The organism is Burkholderia sp. Bp9031 (genome assembly GCF_003857965.1).
Lineage (GTDB): Bacteria > Pseudomonadota > Gammaproteobacteria > Burkholderiales > Burkholderiaceae > Burkholderia > Burkholderia ambifaria_A.
The window spans coordinates 236,094-251,380 of record NZ_QTPW01000004.1 but is presented as its reverse complement, the minus strand read 5'-3'; the positions used below and the strand labels follow the sequence as shown (position 1 = coordinate 251,380).

The following is a 15,287-nucleotide window of genomic DNA, read 5'->3' as shown; positions in this document are numbered from 1 at the left end:
ACGGTTGCCATCGCTACAGCCCTGTCTGACAGCGGGTGACGGCATGCGCAACAGATTCGCGGCGATTGCGACGAACGGCGTGGCCAAGTTTCGGACGCAGGGCAGGCCTACTGTCGCGTTGATAAATTTTGGCGATCAGTGCAAATCGCGAATCGCAATTGGACCGCTTCAATTTGGAGGTGGACGATCGTTTCACTTGTCGTGAACAAAAAGCTTCTTGAAGCGAAATCGTGAGACAAATGTAGCGAAATAAACCGACAAATACCAGTCGTTGCTGCATTTCCAGGTGTTTTCGTACGGCGAAGATTCACATAATGACGGAGGTGGGACGGAGATGGAGATGAACATGCAAGAGATTCGCATAAGCGAATCTGCACCCAAAAAGTTGTCCGGAAACATGGGGCCGATCGGCCTGGCGCTGATGGTGCTCGCGTTCTCGGCACCTTTGACAACGGTATCCGGTTACATCCCGTTCGCGCTGATGTTCGGAGGCGTCAGCAGTCCGATCCTGTTCGTCGTCGTCACGATCGTTCTGCTGTTCTTTTCCGTCGGCTACGTGACGCTCAACAACATCGTCAAGCGCCCGGGCGACTTCTACGCGTTCGTCAGTTTCGGCATCGGGAAGTCGACTGGCCTCGGTTCAGGCATCCTCGCGGCGGTGTCGTATTTTCTGCTGCTCGCCGGGGTGACGTCGTTCTTCGGCGTGTCCTGTTCCGATCTCCTTCATGAAACGACTGGCGCGGTGCTCCCGTGGTACATCCCGACGATCGCATGCTGGATGGCGTGCGGGATCCTCAGCTACCTGCATGTCGAGTTGTCGGCGAAGGTGCTGACGTGGATCATGCTGCTCGAGATCGCGGTATGTCTCATCTTCTCGTTCTTCGTGCTGGCGAAGGGCGGGGCGGCGGACATCTCGGCAACCGCGCCGTTTGCGCCGAGCCAGCTGTCGAAGAGCGCGAGCGTGCCGTTCTCGGTGCTGTTCATCGTCGGTTTCTTCATGGGATTCGAGGCGACCGCGCTGTTCCGGGATGAAGTCCGGATGCCCGACCGGACGATTCCGGTAGCCACGTATGGTGCGGTCATCTTCATCGGCGTCGTCTATACCATTTGTGCGTATGCGCTGATCATGGCCTATGGGTCGCATGTCCAGGACATCGCTACCAAGACCCCTGCCGCAATGTTTCCCGACGCATTCTCGAAGTTCGTCAGCGGCCGTCTCCATGTCGTGATCTCGCTGCTGGTGCTGACGTCGGCGTTCGCATCGGCGCTGTCCACGCAGAACGTGCTGGCCCGCTACATGCACAACCTCGGCACCGACGGCGCGCTGCCGCGATTCCTCGGCAAGGTTCATCCGAAGCACGAGTCGCCCTATCTCGCGTCGATCACGGTGTCGGTGATGGTGCTCTGCGTGCTGATCCCCTTCATCGCGATGGGCGCCAAGCCCGATCTGCTGTACGGGCAACTCTCCGGAGTCGGTACGTCGGGGATCGTCGTTCTGATGGCCATCGTCAGCATCTCGTCGCTGGTATGGTACGGCCGGAGCGGCAGGCACCAGGGCGTCAGCTTCTTCAAGTCGGCGGTCGCGCCCGCCATTTCGTCGGTGTTCTTCATCGCGCTCGTCGTGCTGATCGCGCAGCACTTCGATGTTCTGGCCGGTGGCGATCCGGGGCAGTACGTGTGGATGTTCTACTGCCTGATTGGTGTGCTGCTCGTCGGCATCGCACTGGCGCAATACTTCAAGTACCTGCGCCCGGAAATTTTCGAAAGACTCGGCCGCAGCCACAAGGACTGAATCGTTGAACGACCGGGGCGGACACGTTCTGCCTCATCCCGGGTCGTTTCTCCTTTGATCCCGAGCAATTTCGGGATCTTTTTTTATTTTCCGGCTCGTTGCATCAGATGCGCCCGGCTGCCAGTCACGGCCGGTGCGGAAACGTCACGACCGGATCATCCGTTCATCCAGAAGATGTCCGATTTGTCGGACGCATCCCAAACCATGGTCGTCGAGACTGCAAGCGAAAACAACAAACGGGCTGCAACACGCGCATCATTCTTTCTCGCTGGAATAAGCGTCGCGACGTGGGCGCCGCTGGTGCCGTATGCGAAGGCGCGGCTTGACGTCGACGAAGCGAAATTCGGCTTCCTGCTGCTGTTCCTGGGAATCGGCGCCGTCGGATGCATGCCGCTCTGTCAGCGCGCGGTCGAGCGATTCGGTTGCCGCAAGGTCATCGGCGCGGGCGCCGCGATGATCTGCGCATTGCTTCCGCTCCTGGCGACGCTGTCCGGCATGCCCGCGATGGCGATCACGCTGTTGATCTTCGGCGCCGGCCTGGGATTCGTCGACGTCGCGATGAATATCCAGGCCACGCTCATCGAGCGGCAAAGCGGCGAGCAACTCATGTCCGGCTTCCACGGCCTGTTCAGCGTCGGCGGTATCGCGGGCTCGCTGGTCGGCGGATCACTGCTGTCGGCCGGCGCGAATCCGCTTGGGGTAGCGGGTGCGATGGTCGCCGTCATCGCCGTGCTCATGTTTCGCTACGCGCGATACCTGGAGTCGGCAGGGCCCGGCGAGCGCACGGCGTCGGCGTTGATCCTGCCGCAGGGGATCGTGGTCCTGATGGGCGCCATTGCAATCGGATGCTTTCTCGTCGAAGGCGCGATGCTCGACTGGAGCGCATTGTTTCTGACATCCGTGAAGTCTTATGCGCAAGATCGCGCAGGCTTCGGCTATACCGCGTTCGCGATGACGATGGCGATCGGTCGACTCTTCGGCGACATGTTGATTACCCGGTTCGGCTCGCGCACGGTGATCGTCTCGGGCGGGACCCTCGGCGCAGTCGGGATGTGCATCGCGATTGCTTCGCCGTCGGGCATGGGCGCGATCGTCGGGTTTGCCGTATGCGGAGCCGGGTGCGCGAACATCGTACCTATCCTGTTTGCCGCTGCCGGGCGGCAAACGGCCATGGATCCATCCGCCGCGATTTCATCGATCACGACATTGGGCTATGGCGGCAATCTGGTCGGACCGGCGATTGTCGGCTTCTTCGCGCATGCGATCGGTCTGCATCTAGCATTTGCGTTGCTCGCCGGGTTGCTGCTGCTCGCCGCGTTCGGCGGCCGGAAGATCGAGTCGTGACGTATGCGCGCCGCGAATGAGTCGCGGCACGCGATCGAACGTCAGGCATGCGTTGTCGATTGATTACGAATTTCGATCAGCGAGCATTTTTGTTCTTCATTGGATTGAATCGGTCCAGGTTGATGTAATGCGCTGACGTCTTTCATCGTGAGCGAATGCCATGACCGATCTCTCATCCGGCGATTTCTCGGTCGCCGACATCGAAGCCGCCTCCGTGCGCATCCTGCCGTTCGTCGTGCGAACGCCTCTGCTCGAGAGCGAGGCGCTCAACCGTGCGGCGGGCGCCCGTGTACTCGTCAAGGCGGAAAGCCTTCAGAAGACGGGGTCCTTCAAGTTCCGGGGCGCATGCAATCGCGTGCTGCAAATTCCGGCAGCCCTGCGGCCGCGCGGCGTTGTCGCCTTCTCGTCGGGAAATCACGCGCTGGCGATCTCGGCGGTTTGCGCGCGGTTCGGCATGCCGGCCACGATCATCATGCCGGCGGACGCACCAAAGGCAAAAATCGAAGGCGCGCGGGCCTACGGTGCGACCGTGCGTCTCTATGACCGACAAACGGACGACCGGGAAGCAATCGGCCGGGATATCGCGGAGCGCACCGGCGCGGTGACCGTTCCCCCCTACGACGATCGCCAGGTGATGGCCGGCCAGGGCACCGTCGGTCTCGAGATCGTGCAGCAGACGCAAGCCATCTCCGTGGTCCCGGATGTGGTGCTTGCGGCAGCCAGCGGCGGCGGGCTGGTCGCCGGGGTCGCGACAGCGATCAACGCGTACTGCCGGCAAGCGCGCATCTACGCTGTCGAGCCGAAGGGGTTCGACGATCACGCACGATCGCTGGCGAAGGGCGAGCAGGTCGCCAATGCCGCGGGAACCAGATCCATCTGTGATTCGCTGCAGGTCGCGTCTCCCGGCAAGCTGACGTTTCCGGTCAACAAGCGGCTGCTGGCCGGGAGTCTCGTCGTCGACGATGACGAGGTGCGTCGGGCGATGCGAGCGGCGTTCGAGACGCTGAAGCTCGTCGTGGAACCCGGTGGCGCGGTGCCGCTCGCGGCGGTCCTTGCCGGCAAGCTCGACGTAGCCGGAAAGACCGTCGTGCTGGTGCTGAGCGGCGGTAACGTGGACCACGACGTGTTCGTCAGTGCGCTGGTTTGATCATCCCGCACGTCTACCCAGAGCGCATTCCTGCCAGGAGGCAATTGCCATGCTGCAGCCAGACAGCAAACAGTATCGACGCGTCGCGCACACGATCGACGCATTCATGACGCTCGACTACACGGGCGTCGGACTGATCGGCAACATCTACGCGGCGCTGCAGAAGCGGCAACCCGGCTTCGCATGCATGGGCGCGGCCGAACGAATCGTCGAGGCGGTAAGGCGACAAGGGGGGCCGGTGCTCATCGCCACGGGATTCCCGGAGGGCGGCGGTGCGCCCGAAACCGATGGACCGGTGGGCGCCGCGCTGATGGCACGCGCATTCTTCCTGGGCCTGGGGGTGCCGACCGTCATCGTGATCGACGAGGACTGGGAGGAGATGATGGTGCAGACCTGCCGAGGCGCGGGGCTGGCGCCGATGCCGTTCCCGGACAATGGCGTGGTCAAAGGAATCGAGTACCTGCGGCCCGTCTACATCCGGACCGTCCCCAAGGACAAGGAAGGCAGTCATCGCGTGTCGGACGACCTGCTCGAGCGCACCCGGCCCAGCGTGATGATTTCGATCGAGCGCCCTGGTTGCAATGCGCTGGGGCTCTACCACGGCTTGGGCGGTCGTCCGCTCGACGGGCTCGTCGCCGATCTCGACTACCTGTTTTATCAGGGCAAGGCGCGCGGCATCCTGCATATCGGCGTGGGCGACGGCGGGAACGAACTCGGCATGGGTGTCATTGCGGCCGATCTGCCCGCGTTTTCGCCGAAGGCTGCGTCGACCGGCGTTGCGGGGCGTGGCGGCGTGGCGGCGGTCAATGCGGCCGATCACCTGGTCGTCGCGAACGTATCGAACTGGGGCGCGACGGGCATCATCGCGGCGCTTTCGGCGCTGCTGGAGAACCCTGTCGTGTTTCACGATCCCGAACTCGAGATCCGCTGCATCGAATGCTGTGTCAATTCGGGAGGCGTGGACGGCATGTTCATGGCGCCCGAGCCTGCCGTGGACGGCATCAGTGCGCTCGAATGGGAGGGATTGCTTCGTACACTTCGCGCAAGTGTTCGACGCACGCTTGGGGACTCGATCAACTGGCAGGGCGAACGCGGCGACTGGAGGCAACTGAAATGACGGAGAAAACCACGATCGATGCGCGCCTCGCCGAACTGGGCCTCGAACTGCCGCCGGCGAGCGTGCCGCGCGGCAGTTATCTGCCCGCGGTGCGGTCGGGGAACTACCTTCAGATAGCCGGGCAGGGCCCGCGTCTGGGCGGTGAGCTGCTGTATGCGGGAAAGGTCGGCACCGACCTCAGCGTGGAAGACGGGCAGCGTGCCGCTCGGCTCTGTGCACTGAATATCCTGAGCCACATCGGGCGCATGCTGGGCGGCGATTTTTCGCGCGTCGTCCGCATCGTTCGCGTGGCCGGCGTCGTGCAGTGCGATGCCGACTTTACCGAGCATGCGCAGGTGCTGAATGGCGCTTCCGATCTGTTCTACGCCGTGCTGGGCGAAGCGGGGCGGCATGCCCGCATCGCGACCGGCGCCAATTCCCTGCCGTCCGGCATGGCGGTGGAGGTGGAGGCGACCGTCGAAGTCGCTTGATGCCCGCATGCGCGGATTGCCGGGCGCGACGGAATCACCGCGGCACGAAACCTGAAGGAATCGATGATCAATCTGAGAAGCCTGGAAACCTTCTACTGGGTCGCAACGCTCAACAGCTTTCACAAGGCGGCGACCAAGCTGCACACGACGCAGTCCGCGGTGTCGCACCGGATTTCCGGCCTGGAGGACGATCTGGGCGTGCTGCTGTTCGAGCGCGCGGCGCGTACCATCCGATTGACACCGCGCGGCCGGACGCTGCTGGAGTACGCAGAGCGGTTCCTCGCGCTTGAGTCCGAACTGATCGCGGCGATCGCGAGCCCTCGGACGCTGTGCGGCGTGGTTCGGCTGGGTGTCGCCGAAACGATCGTCCATATGTGGCTCACCGAGTTCATCGAGCGTGCGCATCGCGAACATCCGGGGATCGTCATTGACATCGTGGTCGACATCACGCCGACGCTTCGCGACGCGCTAAAGTCCGGCGAGATCGACATGGCGTTTCTGCTGGCCGGGCCCGTGGTGGATCCCGATTTCGTCGAAGTGCAGCTGTGCCGATATCCGGTCGACTTCCTCGTTTCCCCTGATCTCGATGTCGGCGACAGCCCGTTGACGCCGGACACCCTGGCGCGCTTCCCGATCATCACGCTGCCGAAGCGGACCCATCCGTACATCAGGCTGAGAGACGCCATTGCGACGCGGGACAAGCCGTCTCCGCGCATCTTCTCGAACGGGTCGCTGTCGACGATCGTGAAGATGGCGATCGACAGGATCGGCATCGCCGTGATGCCGGGTGCGGTCGCGCGGCGCGAAATCGAGACGGGAGTACTCGTCGTCAAGGAATCGACACTCGCGCTGGACGATTTCGTATTCAGCGCGGCGTACGCACGCGGGCTCGACGTACGCATCCACGAAATCCTGACCGGATTGGCCCACGACGCGGCCGCGTCGACGCGTCGCTAGACGCATGTTCCGACGTGCGACAGCGCGTCGCGATTAATGGGGTTGTATCAACGCGCAGCCCGTTGCCTGACGAGGTTTGGAGATTTTTATCATCCTTTGGGTGGACGAGGGATGCACGCGTCATTTCTAGAATGAAATCAATTGCCGGCACACGCGATATCACCGTCCGGCTTGACGCAATGCGCACGTTGCGCGCCTTTCGACAGGGCTTCAGGGAAGCGCGGCATGGCGATCATTTCGACCGACAAACAGGCTGTTGACCACCGGTTTTCGCAAGAGCGCCGGACAGGAGGGCGCAAATGACCGATGCGAGCGAGAAGCGGGTGGCCTCGACAAACCCGGCGGTGCGCTACGACGCATCGGAAAAGCAGAAGGCGTACGCGAAGACGGCGCGCATTCCGATCAAGATCGTCCCGATCGAGCCGCTTCGCAAGCCGCGATGGATCCGAGCCAAAGTCGCGACGCCCAACACGCGCTTTTTCGAGATCAAGACGATCCTGCGCGAGCACAACCTTCACACGGTGTGCGAGGAAGCGAGCTGCCCGAACATCGGCGAATGCTTCGGCAAGGGCACCGCGACGTTCATGATCATGGGCGACAAGTGCACGCGCCGATGCCCGTTCTGCGACGTCGGTCACGGCCGTCCCGATCCGCTCGACGCGGACGAACCGAAGAACCTCGCGCGCACGATCGCCGCGCTCAAGCTCAAGTACGTGGTGATCACGAGCGTGGACCGCGACGACCTGCGCGACGGCGGCGCGGCCCACTTCGTCGAATGCATTCGCGAAGTGCGCGAGCAGTCGCCGGACACGCGCATCGAGATCCTGACGCCGGACTTCCGCGGCCGTCTCGACCGCGCGATCTCGATCCTGAACGCGGCACCGCCCGACGTGATGAACCACAACCTCGAAACGGTGCCGCGCCTGTACAAGGAAGCGCGCCCGGGTTCGGACTACGCGCACTCGCTGAAGCTCTTGAAGGACTTCAAGGCGCAGCATCCGGACGTCGCGACGAAGTCGGGCCTGATGGTCGGCCTCGGCGAGACGGAAGAGGAAATCCTGCAGGTGATGCGCGACCTGCGCGCGCACGACGTCGACATGCTGACGATCGGCCAGTACCTGCAGCCGTCGGAGCACCACCTGCCAGTGCGTGTGTATGTGCATCCGGATACGTTCAAGATGTACGAGGAAGAGGCGTACAAGATGGGCTTCACGCACGCGGCCGTAGGCGCGATGGTGCGGTCGAGCTATCACGCGGATCTGCAGGCGCATGGGGCCGGCGTTGCGTGAGGGGCGAAACCGGTGCGCGTGATAATGCGCGGTTATCGAAAAACATCGTCAACGGCAATTGGACCCGATCAATTTGGCGGCCGACGATGACCGGGATACGAACCGGACTGAGTACCGCACCGGCCCGAAACCGATGAAGGGTGCCCGGACACATGAACGATCGCGGCGCGATGCAGCGATCGTTCGATCATGCTGACGATATGTTGGAGGCGTAAGGAGATGGAAATGGAGATGGAGATGAAACTGAATGTGGAAGACGTGCAGATAGAAGCGTCTCCGCAGAAGAAGCTGTCGGGCAGCATGGGGGCCGTCGGCCTGGCGCTCACCGTGCTGGCGTTCTCGGCGCCGTTGACGACCGTGTCGGGTTACATCCCGTTCGCGCTGATGTTCGGCGGAGTCGGCAGCCCCGTGATATTCGTACTGACGACGCTGGTATTGCTGCTGTTTTCCGTCGGCTATGTGACGCTCAACAACATTGTGAAGCGCCCGGGCGACTTCTATGCGTTCATCAGCTATGGCATCGGAAAGTCGACCGGCCTCGGCTCCGGCATACTCGCGGCGGTTTCGTACTTCCTGCTCCTCGCCGGCGTCACGTCGTTCTTCGGCGTCTCGTGCTCGGATCTCGTGCACGACATGACCGGCATGGCGATTCCGTGGTACTGGCCGACGCTCGCGTGCTGGCTGGTGGTCTCGATGCTGGGATATCTTCATGTCGAGCTGTCCGCGAAGGTGCTGACGTGGGTGATGATTCTCGAGATCGTCGTCTGTCTGGTATTTTCGTTCGGTGTGCTGGCAAAAGGCGGCGTGCCGGGTGTTTCCGCATCCGCTCCGTTCATGCCGAGCCAACTGGCGAACAGTACCAACGTGCCGTTCTGCATGCTGTTCACCGTGTCGTTCTTCATGGGGTTCGAGGCGACCGCCTTGTTTCGCGACGAGGTGAAGATGCCGGACCGGACGATTCCGCGTGCGACGTATGGTGCCGTCATCTTCATCGGCGTGATCTACACGCTGTGTGCGTATGCGATGATCATGGCTTACGGGCCGCAGGTTCAGTCGATCGCGGCCAAGACGCCCGCGGCGATGTTCCCTGACGCCTTCGCGAAATTCGTGAGCCCTGGCCTGCACCTGATCGTTTCGGTGCTGGTGATGACGTCGGCGTTCGCGGCGAGCCTGTCCACGCAGAACGTGCTTTCGCGCTATATGCACAACCTGGGCACGGACGGTGCGCTGCCCCGCTTCCTCGGAAAGGTGCATGCGAAGCACGAGTCTCCGTATCTTGCTTCGATGACCGTCTCGGTCATGGTGCTGTGCGTGCTGTTGCCGTTCATTCTGATGGGCGCCAAACCCGATCTGCTTTATGGGCAGCTCTCCGGAGTCGGAACGTCGGGCATCATCATTCTGATGACCATCGTCAACATCTCATCGTTGGTCTGGTACGTTCGTCGCGGCAGGCAACAGGGCGTGAGTTTCGCCAAGTCGTTTCTGGCGCCGGCGATTTCGTCGATATTCTTCATCGCGCTGGTCTATCTCGTGGCAGCACACTTCGACGTGCTCGCGGGCGGGGACCCCGGGCAGTACGTGTGGATGTTCTACTGCCTGATCGGCGTGCAGGTCGCGGGCATGGCACTTGCCCAATACTTCAAGCACCGGCGACCCGAAGTCTTCGAATGCCTGGGGCGCAGCCAGAACGGTTGACGATGACGACAAGCCAGGACTCGCCGAGTCCTGGTTTTTTTTGCGCTTGCGCCAAGCAAGCGCGGCGTGGCGCCTAGCGCCCTTCGTAATGCGCGGCGACGTTTTGCGCGAGCCCGGCAACGATCGCACTCAGTGGCATGTCGACGCGGCGAACGAAACTGGCGGTGAACGGCATCACCGGCATCTCGTGGCCGGTGTCGATTCGGCGCAGCCGGCCGCTCGCCAGATGCTCGGCCACGACGTGGTGTGGAATCGCCGCGATGCCGATGCCGTCGAGTGTCATCCGGACGATCGACGACAGCGACGAGTTGCCGAAGATTCTCACGTGATGCAGATGCGACCGATCGAACATTTCCTTTAGCTGCATGTACGGACGTGTCGATCTGGAGAACGTGATGATCGGATGCCGTGCAAGATCGCTCAGCGTGAGGTGGGCCGTGTCGCATTCAAAATCCGACGAGACGATCCAGCTGATCGGATAGCTGCACAACGGCAGATTCTCCGCGTTGCTCGCGTTCACGGGGCCCATCAGGAGCGCGACGTCGATCGTGCCGTCGGCGAGCCCTGCGGTCAGGTTCGGCGTGGCGTCGACATTGACCTCGAGCGTGATCTCCGGGTATTCGACGCTGAGACGCTTGAGTAGCGCGGACAGCCATGTGTGCACGATCGTGTCGGACGCGCCGAGCTGAACCGTCCCGCTCAGGGCCGTTCGGCCAGCGACGGCCTCGACCATTTCGGCGCTCAGCGAAATCATTTGTTCCGCGTAGACGAGCAGTTGCCTGCCCTTGATGGTCAGGAAGCAACCCCGCTTGTCTCGCTCGAACAGGCGTCCCTTCAGTTGCTGTTCGAGTTGCGCGATGCGCGCGGATACAGCGGGCTGTGTCGTGTGCAACCTTTCCGCGGCACGGTGAAATCCCCCCAGCTGGGCGACGGCGTAAAAGGTCTCCAGGTTTCGAAGATCGATCATGTGGCGAACTCCACCCGCATGGGGAAAAGCGATTCGATCGCGCGTATCCGAATGTCGATCGACGATCGGACGAGGCGACGCATATCCCCGGTGCGGGGAAGGTTCGATCGATCATAGCGACGAAGGTTGGGGTGCTCAACACAGAACGCCTGATTCCGCGGAAAGCGGACGCGCTGCGATTTCTTTCTCCACCTTTAGGTGGACGAACCTCATCAGGCACATCACTAGAATTTCAACAACGCTGAAACGAACAGTGCGTTCGTGGCGGTTGAAGCGAGCAGTCGATGATCGATCGCGATCGCACGGTTATGGTGTCGACGTGAATTCAGGATCGGGATGCGGACTGGCGCTCACGCACTGATAAGAATCGGTGATCGCGCGAAATCGCCAATCACAATTGGACCGGACGAAATTGAACGGTGACGATTGAAATGGCATGTCGGCACTGCTGTCGCGATATTCGTGGGGCGAGCCGGATTTGCAACACGGTCGAGTGTGTCGCGTCGAGGCGCACAGCCACGCACACCATTTAAATTAAGGAGATTGGAATGTCCGCCTTGAAGTTTCCCAGTGAGCGGCTCGTGGACGCTTATCGCGCCATGCGAACGATTCGCCGCTTCGAGGAGCGCGTGATGGACGAGATGGCGACCGGCGACATTCCGGGCAATACCCATCTTTGTGCCGGGCAGGAGGCGAGCGCCGTCGGCGTGTGCCTGCACCTGACGGACAAGGACTACATTTCGTCGACCCATCGCGGGCATGGTCACAGCATTGCCAAGGGATGCGATATCGGCGCAATGATGGCCGAGCTGTTCGGGCGTGCGACGGGAACGTGCGGTGGCAAAGGCGGCTCGCAGCACATCGCCGACCTGCGCAAGGGGATGCTGGGCGCGAACGGCATCGTGGCCGGCGGTGCGCCGATCACGTGCGGCGCCGCACTCACGGCGAAGTTGCTCGGCACCGGTGGCGTGGCGGTGGCGTTCGCGGGTGACGGTGCGATGAACGAAGGCGTGATGTCGGAGAGCTTCAACCTCGCGAAGATCTGGATGCTTCCGATCGTCTTCGTGATCGAGGACAACGGCTTCGGCGAAGCGACGGCGAACTCGTTCGTCTCGGCCGGCAGTTTCACGCGGCGCGCGCAGAGCTACGATATTCCCGCTGCGGAAGTCGACGGCACCGACTTGTTCGCGGTCTACGAGGCCGCCGGCCAGGCGATCGATCGTGCCCGCAATGGCGGCGGCCCGAGCCTGCTGCAGATTCACGTGCCGCGCTACTACGGTCACTACAGCGGAGACCCCGACAACTATCGCACGCCGGAAGAAAAGAAGGCCATGCGCCAGGAGCGCGATTGCGTCGCCAATTTCCGCAGGCAGGTGCAGGAAGGATCGCAAGTGGCCAGCGGCGAGCTGGACGCGGTCGATGCGCAGATCGAGACCGAGATCGACGCCGCCGTGAGTGCTGCGCGCGCAGCCCCGTTCCCGCCGCTTTCGGCACTGACCGCCGACGTTTACGTGAAGTATCTGTAAGGACCCACAGCAATGGCAAAGAAATCGTTCCGTCAAGCGCTGAATGACGCGCTGCACTCGGAGATGGCGCGTGATCCGCGCGTGATCATGATGGGTGAGGATTTGACCGGCGGCGCGGGCGCCAACGGCGTCAAGGATGCGTGGGGCGGTGCTTTCGGCGTGACGCGCGGGCTGCTCGACGCCTACGGCCCCGAGCGCATTCGCGATACGCCGATCAGCGAGGCCGCATTCGTCGGCGCGGCCGCCGGGGCGGCCCTCACGGGTTTGCGTCCGATCGCCGAACTGATGTTCGTCGACTTCGCCGGCGTGTGTCTCGACCAGATCATGAATCAGATCGCGAAGTTTCGGTACATGTTCGGCGGCCGTGCCAAGACGCCGCTCGTGATTCGCGCGACGTACGGTGCCGGCACGCGCTCAGCCGCGCAGCACACGCAGGCGTTCTATCCGATCTTCACGCACATTCCCGGCCTCAAGGTCGTGATCCCGTCGAATCCGTACGACGCGAAAGGCCTGCTGCTCCAGGCGATCCGCGACGACGATCCGGTGATCTTCCTCGAAAACAAGATGCTGTACGACACCGTGGGCGAAGTGCCCGACGGCGCATACACGATTCCGTTCGGCGAGGCGCGGGTGGTGCGGGACGGGAAAGACGTGCTGATCGTTGCGCTCGGCCGCATGGTCGGCGTGGCGGAGACGGCCGCTCGCCTCCTCGCGGCAGACGGCGTGTCGGCATGCATCATCGATCCGCGCACGACGTCGCCGCTCGACGAGGACACGCTGCTCGAATATACCGAGGACATCGGACGAGTCGTGATCGTCGATGAGGCGAATCCACGCTGCAGCGTCGCGACGGACATCTCCGCGCTGCTGGCCGACAAGTGCTTCGACTCGCTGAAGGGGCCGATCCGGCTCGTGACGGCGCCGCACACGCCGGTGCCGTATGCACCGAACCTGGAAGACGCGTACGTGCCGTCGCCGGAAGCCGTCGTGAATGCCGTCAAGTCGATTCTGAAGGGGTAATCAATCATGTCGTTCATTGAAGCCGTCACCATCCCCAAGTGGGGGATGACGATGACCGAAGGCACCGTGCTCGAATGGCACGCGAAGGAGGGAGACAAGGTCGAACGCGGCCAGGAACTCCTCGAGGTCGAATCCACGAAGGTCAACAACGTGGTGGAGGCGACCGTGTCCGGGATCCTGCGGCGCATCGTCATCGACGAGGGCGAAATCGCGCCGGTCGGCGCGCTGATCGGCGTCATCGCCGATGAAGCGGCGACCGAGGAGGAAATCGACGCGCTTGTCGCAAGCTACGCGCATCGCCTGAATGCGGACGACGGCGAGGCGGGCGGTGTGGTCGCACCGAAGGCGGTCGCCGTGTCAGGCGGCAGCGTGAACGTGCTGGAGCTCGGCCCCGAAAGCAACGAAACCGTGTTGTTCATTCACGGCTTCGGCGGTGACCTGTCGACCTGGCTGTTCAACCAGGGCACGCTCGCCGAGCAGTTCCGGACGATCGCGGTGGACCTTCCCGGGCACGGCGCGTCGACGCCGATTACCGGTGGCGGCGTGATCAAAAAGATCACTGTGGCGGTCGAGGAAGCGGCGAGCGCGATCACGTCCGGGAAACTGCACCTGGTCGGTCACTCGTTCGGTGGCGCGATCGCCGCGGCCTTCGCGGCCGCCAACCCGTCGCGTGTCGCATCGGTGACGCTCATCGCGCCGATCGGCCTGGGCAAGGAGATCAACCGCTCTTTCGTGACCGAATTCGTTGCCGCGGAGCGCCGCCGTCCGCTTCAGGCCGCGCTGGAGAAGCTGTTTGCCGATCCGTCGAAGATCACGAGCGAAATGGTCGAGGGCACGCTTCAGTTCAAGCGGCTGGAAGGCGTCCAGGAGGCGCTGTCTGCCATCGCCGACACCATCGCCGACGAAAACGGCCAGGTTCAGACGATCGGTGCGACGCTGGCGGGACTCACCTGCCCCGTGATGCTGCTCTGGGGCGAGCGCGACGCCATCATTCCGGTCCCGCAGGCCGACGGTCTGCCGTCAACGGTGCAGCTGCGCGTGATTCCGGATGTCGGCCACATGCCGCAAATGGAGGCAGCGTCGGTCGTGAACGACGCGCTGCTGGAGAACATTCGTCGCGCCCGATAACCGCTCGTGCCGGGCGGCGGGACGCCGATTCGGCGGTGTGGAGCGGTTATCGGCGCAGTGATCTTGAGGAAACAGTCATGTCAGGACGTTTGACAGGCAAGCGGGTACTTCTGACCGGCGGCGTTGCCAATATCGGTCTCGCCATTCTGGAGTCGTTCGTTGCCGAAGGTGCGACCGTGTCGGTCGTCGATATCGATGAGGTCAAGGGCCGCGCGCTCGAATCCCGGTTCGGCGACAAGGTGCGTTTTTTTCAAACCGACATCTCGAGCGAAGACGAGATCAAGGCCGTCATCGAGAAGTCGTCGGCATGGATGCGCGGCATCGACACGGTGTGTCTGAATGCCGGCGTCCAGCTCTCCGGGCGGATCGAGCAGTTCAGCACCGAGAGCTGGGACAAGGTTTTCGGGATCAACGTGCGCGCCAACTTCATTTTCGCGCGCGAGTCGCTCCGTCACCTGAGAGCCGCGAAGCAGTCGTCGATCGTAATGATGTCGTCGCTCGCGGGCAAGCGCGGCGGCACCGGCCTCGCATGCTACTCGGCGTCCAAGGCGGCCATCATCGGTCTGACGACCACGCTTGCAATCGAGCTCGCGCCGGACGGCGTGCGTGTCAATGCCGTGTGCCCCGGCTGGATCGATACGCCGTTCAATCAACCGGTGATCGATTTCATGGGCGGCCGCGACAAGCAGGAGTCGGTGGTTCGGACGGCCATTCCCCTGGGCCGACAGGCGACGCCGGACGAGGTCGCGCCGCTGTTTGTCTACCTCGCATCGGACGAGTCGTCTTACGTCACCGCGCAGGCAATCAATGTCGATGGCGGCGCGTACAACTGACT

General features: G+C 62.8%; 13 protein-coding genes. 12 read left to right on the top strand and 1 reads right to left on the bottom strand.

The window, feature by feature from the left end:
* Positions 1 to 397: 397 nt before the first annotated feature.
* From DIE15_RS07810 to DIE15_RS07775, 8 genes are all read left to right on the top strand, one after another.
* Entirely contained in the window at positions 398 to 1,792 is a 1,395-nt protein-coding gene (locus DIE15_RS07810; RefSeq protein WP_176015409.1) for an APC family permease, read from the top strand.
* A 204-nt stretch (positions 1,793 to 1,996) separates the two neighbouring features.
* On the top strand, positions 1,997 to 3,136 hold the full coding sequence (locus tag DIE15_RS07805) for an MFS transporter (protein ID WP_124832845.1): 1,140 nt from the start codon (positions 1,997 to 1,999) through the stop codon (positions 3,134 to 3,136).
* A gap of 160 nt (positions 3,137 to 3,296) precedes the next feature.
* Complete coding sequence (locus tag DIE15_RS07800) at positions 3,297 to 4,283, top strand: threonine/serine dehydratase (RefSeq protein WP_124551119.1); 987 nt, start codon at positions 3,297 to 3,299, stop codon at positions 4,281 to 4,283.
* Positions 4,284 to 4,332: 49 nt separating this feature from the next.
* Positions 4,333 to 5,400, top strand: coding sequence for a DUF4392 domain-containing protein (locus DIE15_RS07795; RefSeq protein ID WP_124551118.1), 1,068 nt, complete (start codon positions 4,333 to 4,335; stop codon positions 5,398 to 5,400).
* Complete coding sequence (locus DIE15_RS07790) at positions 5,397 to 5,870, top strand: RidA family protein (protein WP_124660020.1); 474 nt, start codon at positions 5,397 to 5,399, stop codon at positions 5,868 to 5,870. The genes DIE15_RS07795 and DIE15_RS07790 overlap by 4 nt, the downstream gene beginning before the upstream one ends.
* A 63-nt stretch (positions 5,871 to 5,933) precedes the next feature.
* Positions 5,934 to 6,827 (top strand): LysR family transcriptional regulator, encoded by an 894-nt coding sequence (locus DIE15_RS07785; protein WP_124551116.1) that lies wholly within the window; start codon positions 5,934 to 5,936, stop codon positions 6,825 to 6,827.
* Positions 6,828 to 7,126: 299 nt separating this feature from the next.
* On the top strand, positions 7,127 to 8,116 hold the full coding sequence (gene lipA, locus DIE15_RS07780; RefSeq protein ID WP_124832844.1) for a lipoyl synthase: 990 nt from the start codon (positions 7,127 to 7,129) through the stop codon (positions 8,114 to 8,116).
* Between the two features lie 237 nt (positions 8,117 to 8,353).
* Positions 8,354 to 9,811, top strand: a complete 1,458-nt coding sequence (locus tag DIE15_RS07775; protein WP_185734384.1) for an APC family permease — start codon at positions 8,354 to 8,356, stop codon at positions 9,809 to 9,811.
* Between the two features lie 73 nt (positions 9,812 to 9,884).
* Here DIE15_RS07775 and DIE15_RS07770 read toward each other — a convergent pair whose 3' ends face one another.
* Positions 9,885 to 10,778 carry a LysR family transcriptional regulator gene (locus DIE15_RS07770; protein WP_124494186.1) on the bottom strand — a complete coding sequence of 298 codons (894 nt, stop codon included), beginning with the start codon at positions 10,776 to 10,778 and terminating at the stop codon, positions 9,885 to 9,887.
* 548 nt (positions 10,779 to 11,326) lie between these two features.
* Here DIE15_RS07770 and DIE15_RS07765 point away from each other — a divergent pair.
* Genes DIE15_RS07765 through DIE15_RS07750 form a run of 4 tightly spaced genes read left to right on the top strand, consistent with a single transcriptional unit; the run spans position 11,327 to position 15,285 of the window.
* Complete coding sequence (locus DIE15_RS07765; protein ID WP_050011217.1) at positions 11,327 to 12,304, top strand: thiamine pyrophosphate-dependent dehydrogenase E1 component subunit alpha; 978 nt, start codon at positions 11,327 to 11,329, stop codon at positions 12,302 to 12,304.
* Between the two features lie 12 nt (positions 12,305 to 12,316).
* Positions 12,317 to 13,324, top strand: coding sequence for an alpha-ketoacid dehydrogenase subunit beta (locus DIE15_RS07760; RefSeq protein WP_048985726.1), 1,008 nt, complete (start codon positions 12,317 to 12,319; stop codon positions 13,322 to 13,324).
* Between the two features lie 6 nt (positions 13,325 to 13,330).
* On the top strand, positions 13,331 to 14,452 hold the full coding sequence (locus DIE15_RS07755) for an acetoin dehydrogenase dihydrolipoyllysine-residue acetyltransferase subunit (RefSeq protein ID WP_089489197.1): 1,122 nt from the start codon (positions 13,331 to 13,333) through the stop codon (positions 14,450 to 14,452).
* 35 nt (positions 14,453 to 14,487) lie between these two features.
* Positions 14,488 to 15,285, top strand: coding sequence for an SDR family NAD(P)-dependent oxidoreductase (locus DIE15_RS07750; RefSeq protein ID WP_260428199.1), 798 nt, complete (start codon positions 14,488 to 14,490; stop codon positions 15,283 to 15,285).
* Positions 15,286 to 15,287 lie beyond the last annotated feature (2 nt).

What these genes read in the sequence shown, in the direction of transcription:
- DIE15_RS07790 (WP_124660020.1), top strand. Translation starts at nt 5,397, where the DNA reads ATGACGGAGAAAACCACGATCGATGCGCGCCTCGCCGAACTGGGCCTC.
- DIE15_RS07785 (WP_124551116.1), top strand. Translation starts at nt 5,934, where the DNA reads ATGATCAATCTGAGAAGCCTGGAAACCTTCTACTGGGTCGCAACGCTC.
- lipA (WP_124832844.1), top strand. Translation starts at nt 7,127, where the DNA reads ATGACCGATGCGAGCGAGAAGCGGGTGGCCTCGACAAACCCGGCGGTG.
- DIE15_RS07775 (WP_185734384.1), top strand. Translation starts at nt 8,354, where the DNA reads ATGAAACTGAATGTGGAAGACGTGCAGATAGAAGCGTCTCCGCAGAAG.
- DIE15_RS07770 (WP_124494186.1), bottom strand. Translation starts at nt 10,778, where the DNA reads ATGATCGATCTTCGAAACCTGGAGACCTTTTACGCCGTCGCCCAGCTG.
- DIE15_RS07800 (WP_124551119.1), top strand. Translation starts at nt 3,297, where the DNA reads ATGACCGATCTCTCATCCGGCGATTTCTCGGTCGCCGACATCGAAGCC.
- DIE15_RS07810 (WP_176015409.1), top strand. Translation starts at nt 398, where the DNA reads ATGGGGCCGATCGGCCTGGCGCTGATGGTGCTCGCGTTCTCGGCACCT.
- DIE15_RS07755 (WP_089489197.1), top strand. Translation starts at nt 13,331, where the DNA reads ATGTCGTTCATTGAAGCCGTCACCATCCCCAAGTGGGGGATGACGATG.
- DIE15_RS07765 (WP_050011217.1), top strand. Translation starts at nt 11,327, where the DNA reads ATGTCCGCCTTGAAGTTTCCCAGTGAGCGGCTCGTGGACGCTTATCGC.
- DIE15_RS07805 (WP_124832845.1), top strand. Translation starts at nt 1,997, where the DNA reads ATGGTCGTCGAGACTGCAAGCGAAAACAACAAACGGGCTGCAACACGC.
- DIE15_RS07760 (WP_048985726.1), top strand. Translation starts at nt 12,317, where the DNA reads ATGGCAAAGAAATCGTTCCGTCAAGCGCTGAATGACGCGCTGCACTCG.
- DIE15_RS07795 (WP_124551118.1), top strand. Translation starts at nt 4,333, where the DNA reads ATGCTGCAGCCAGACAGCAAACAGTATCGACGCGTCGCGCACACGATC.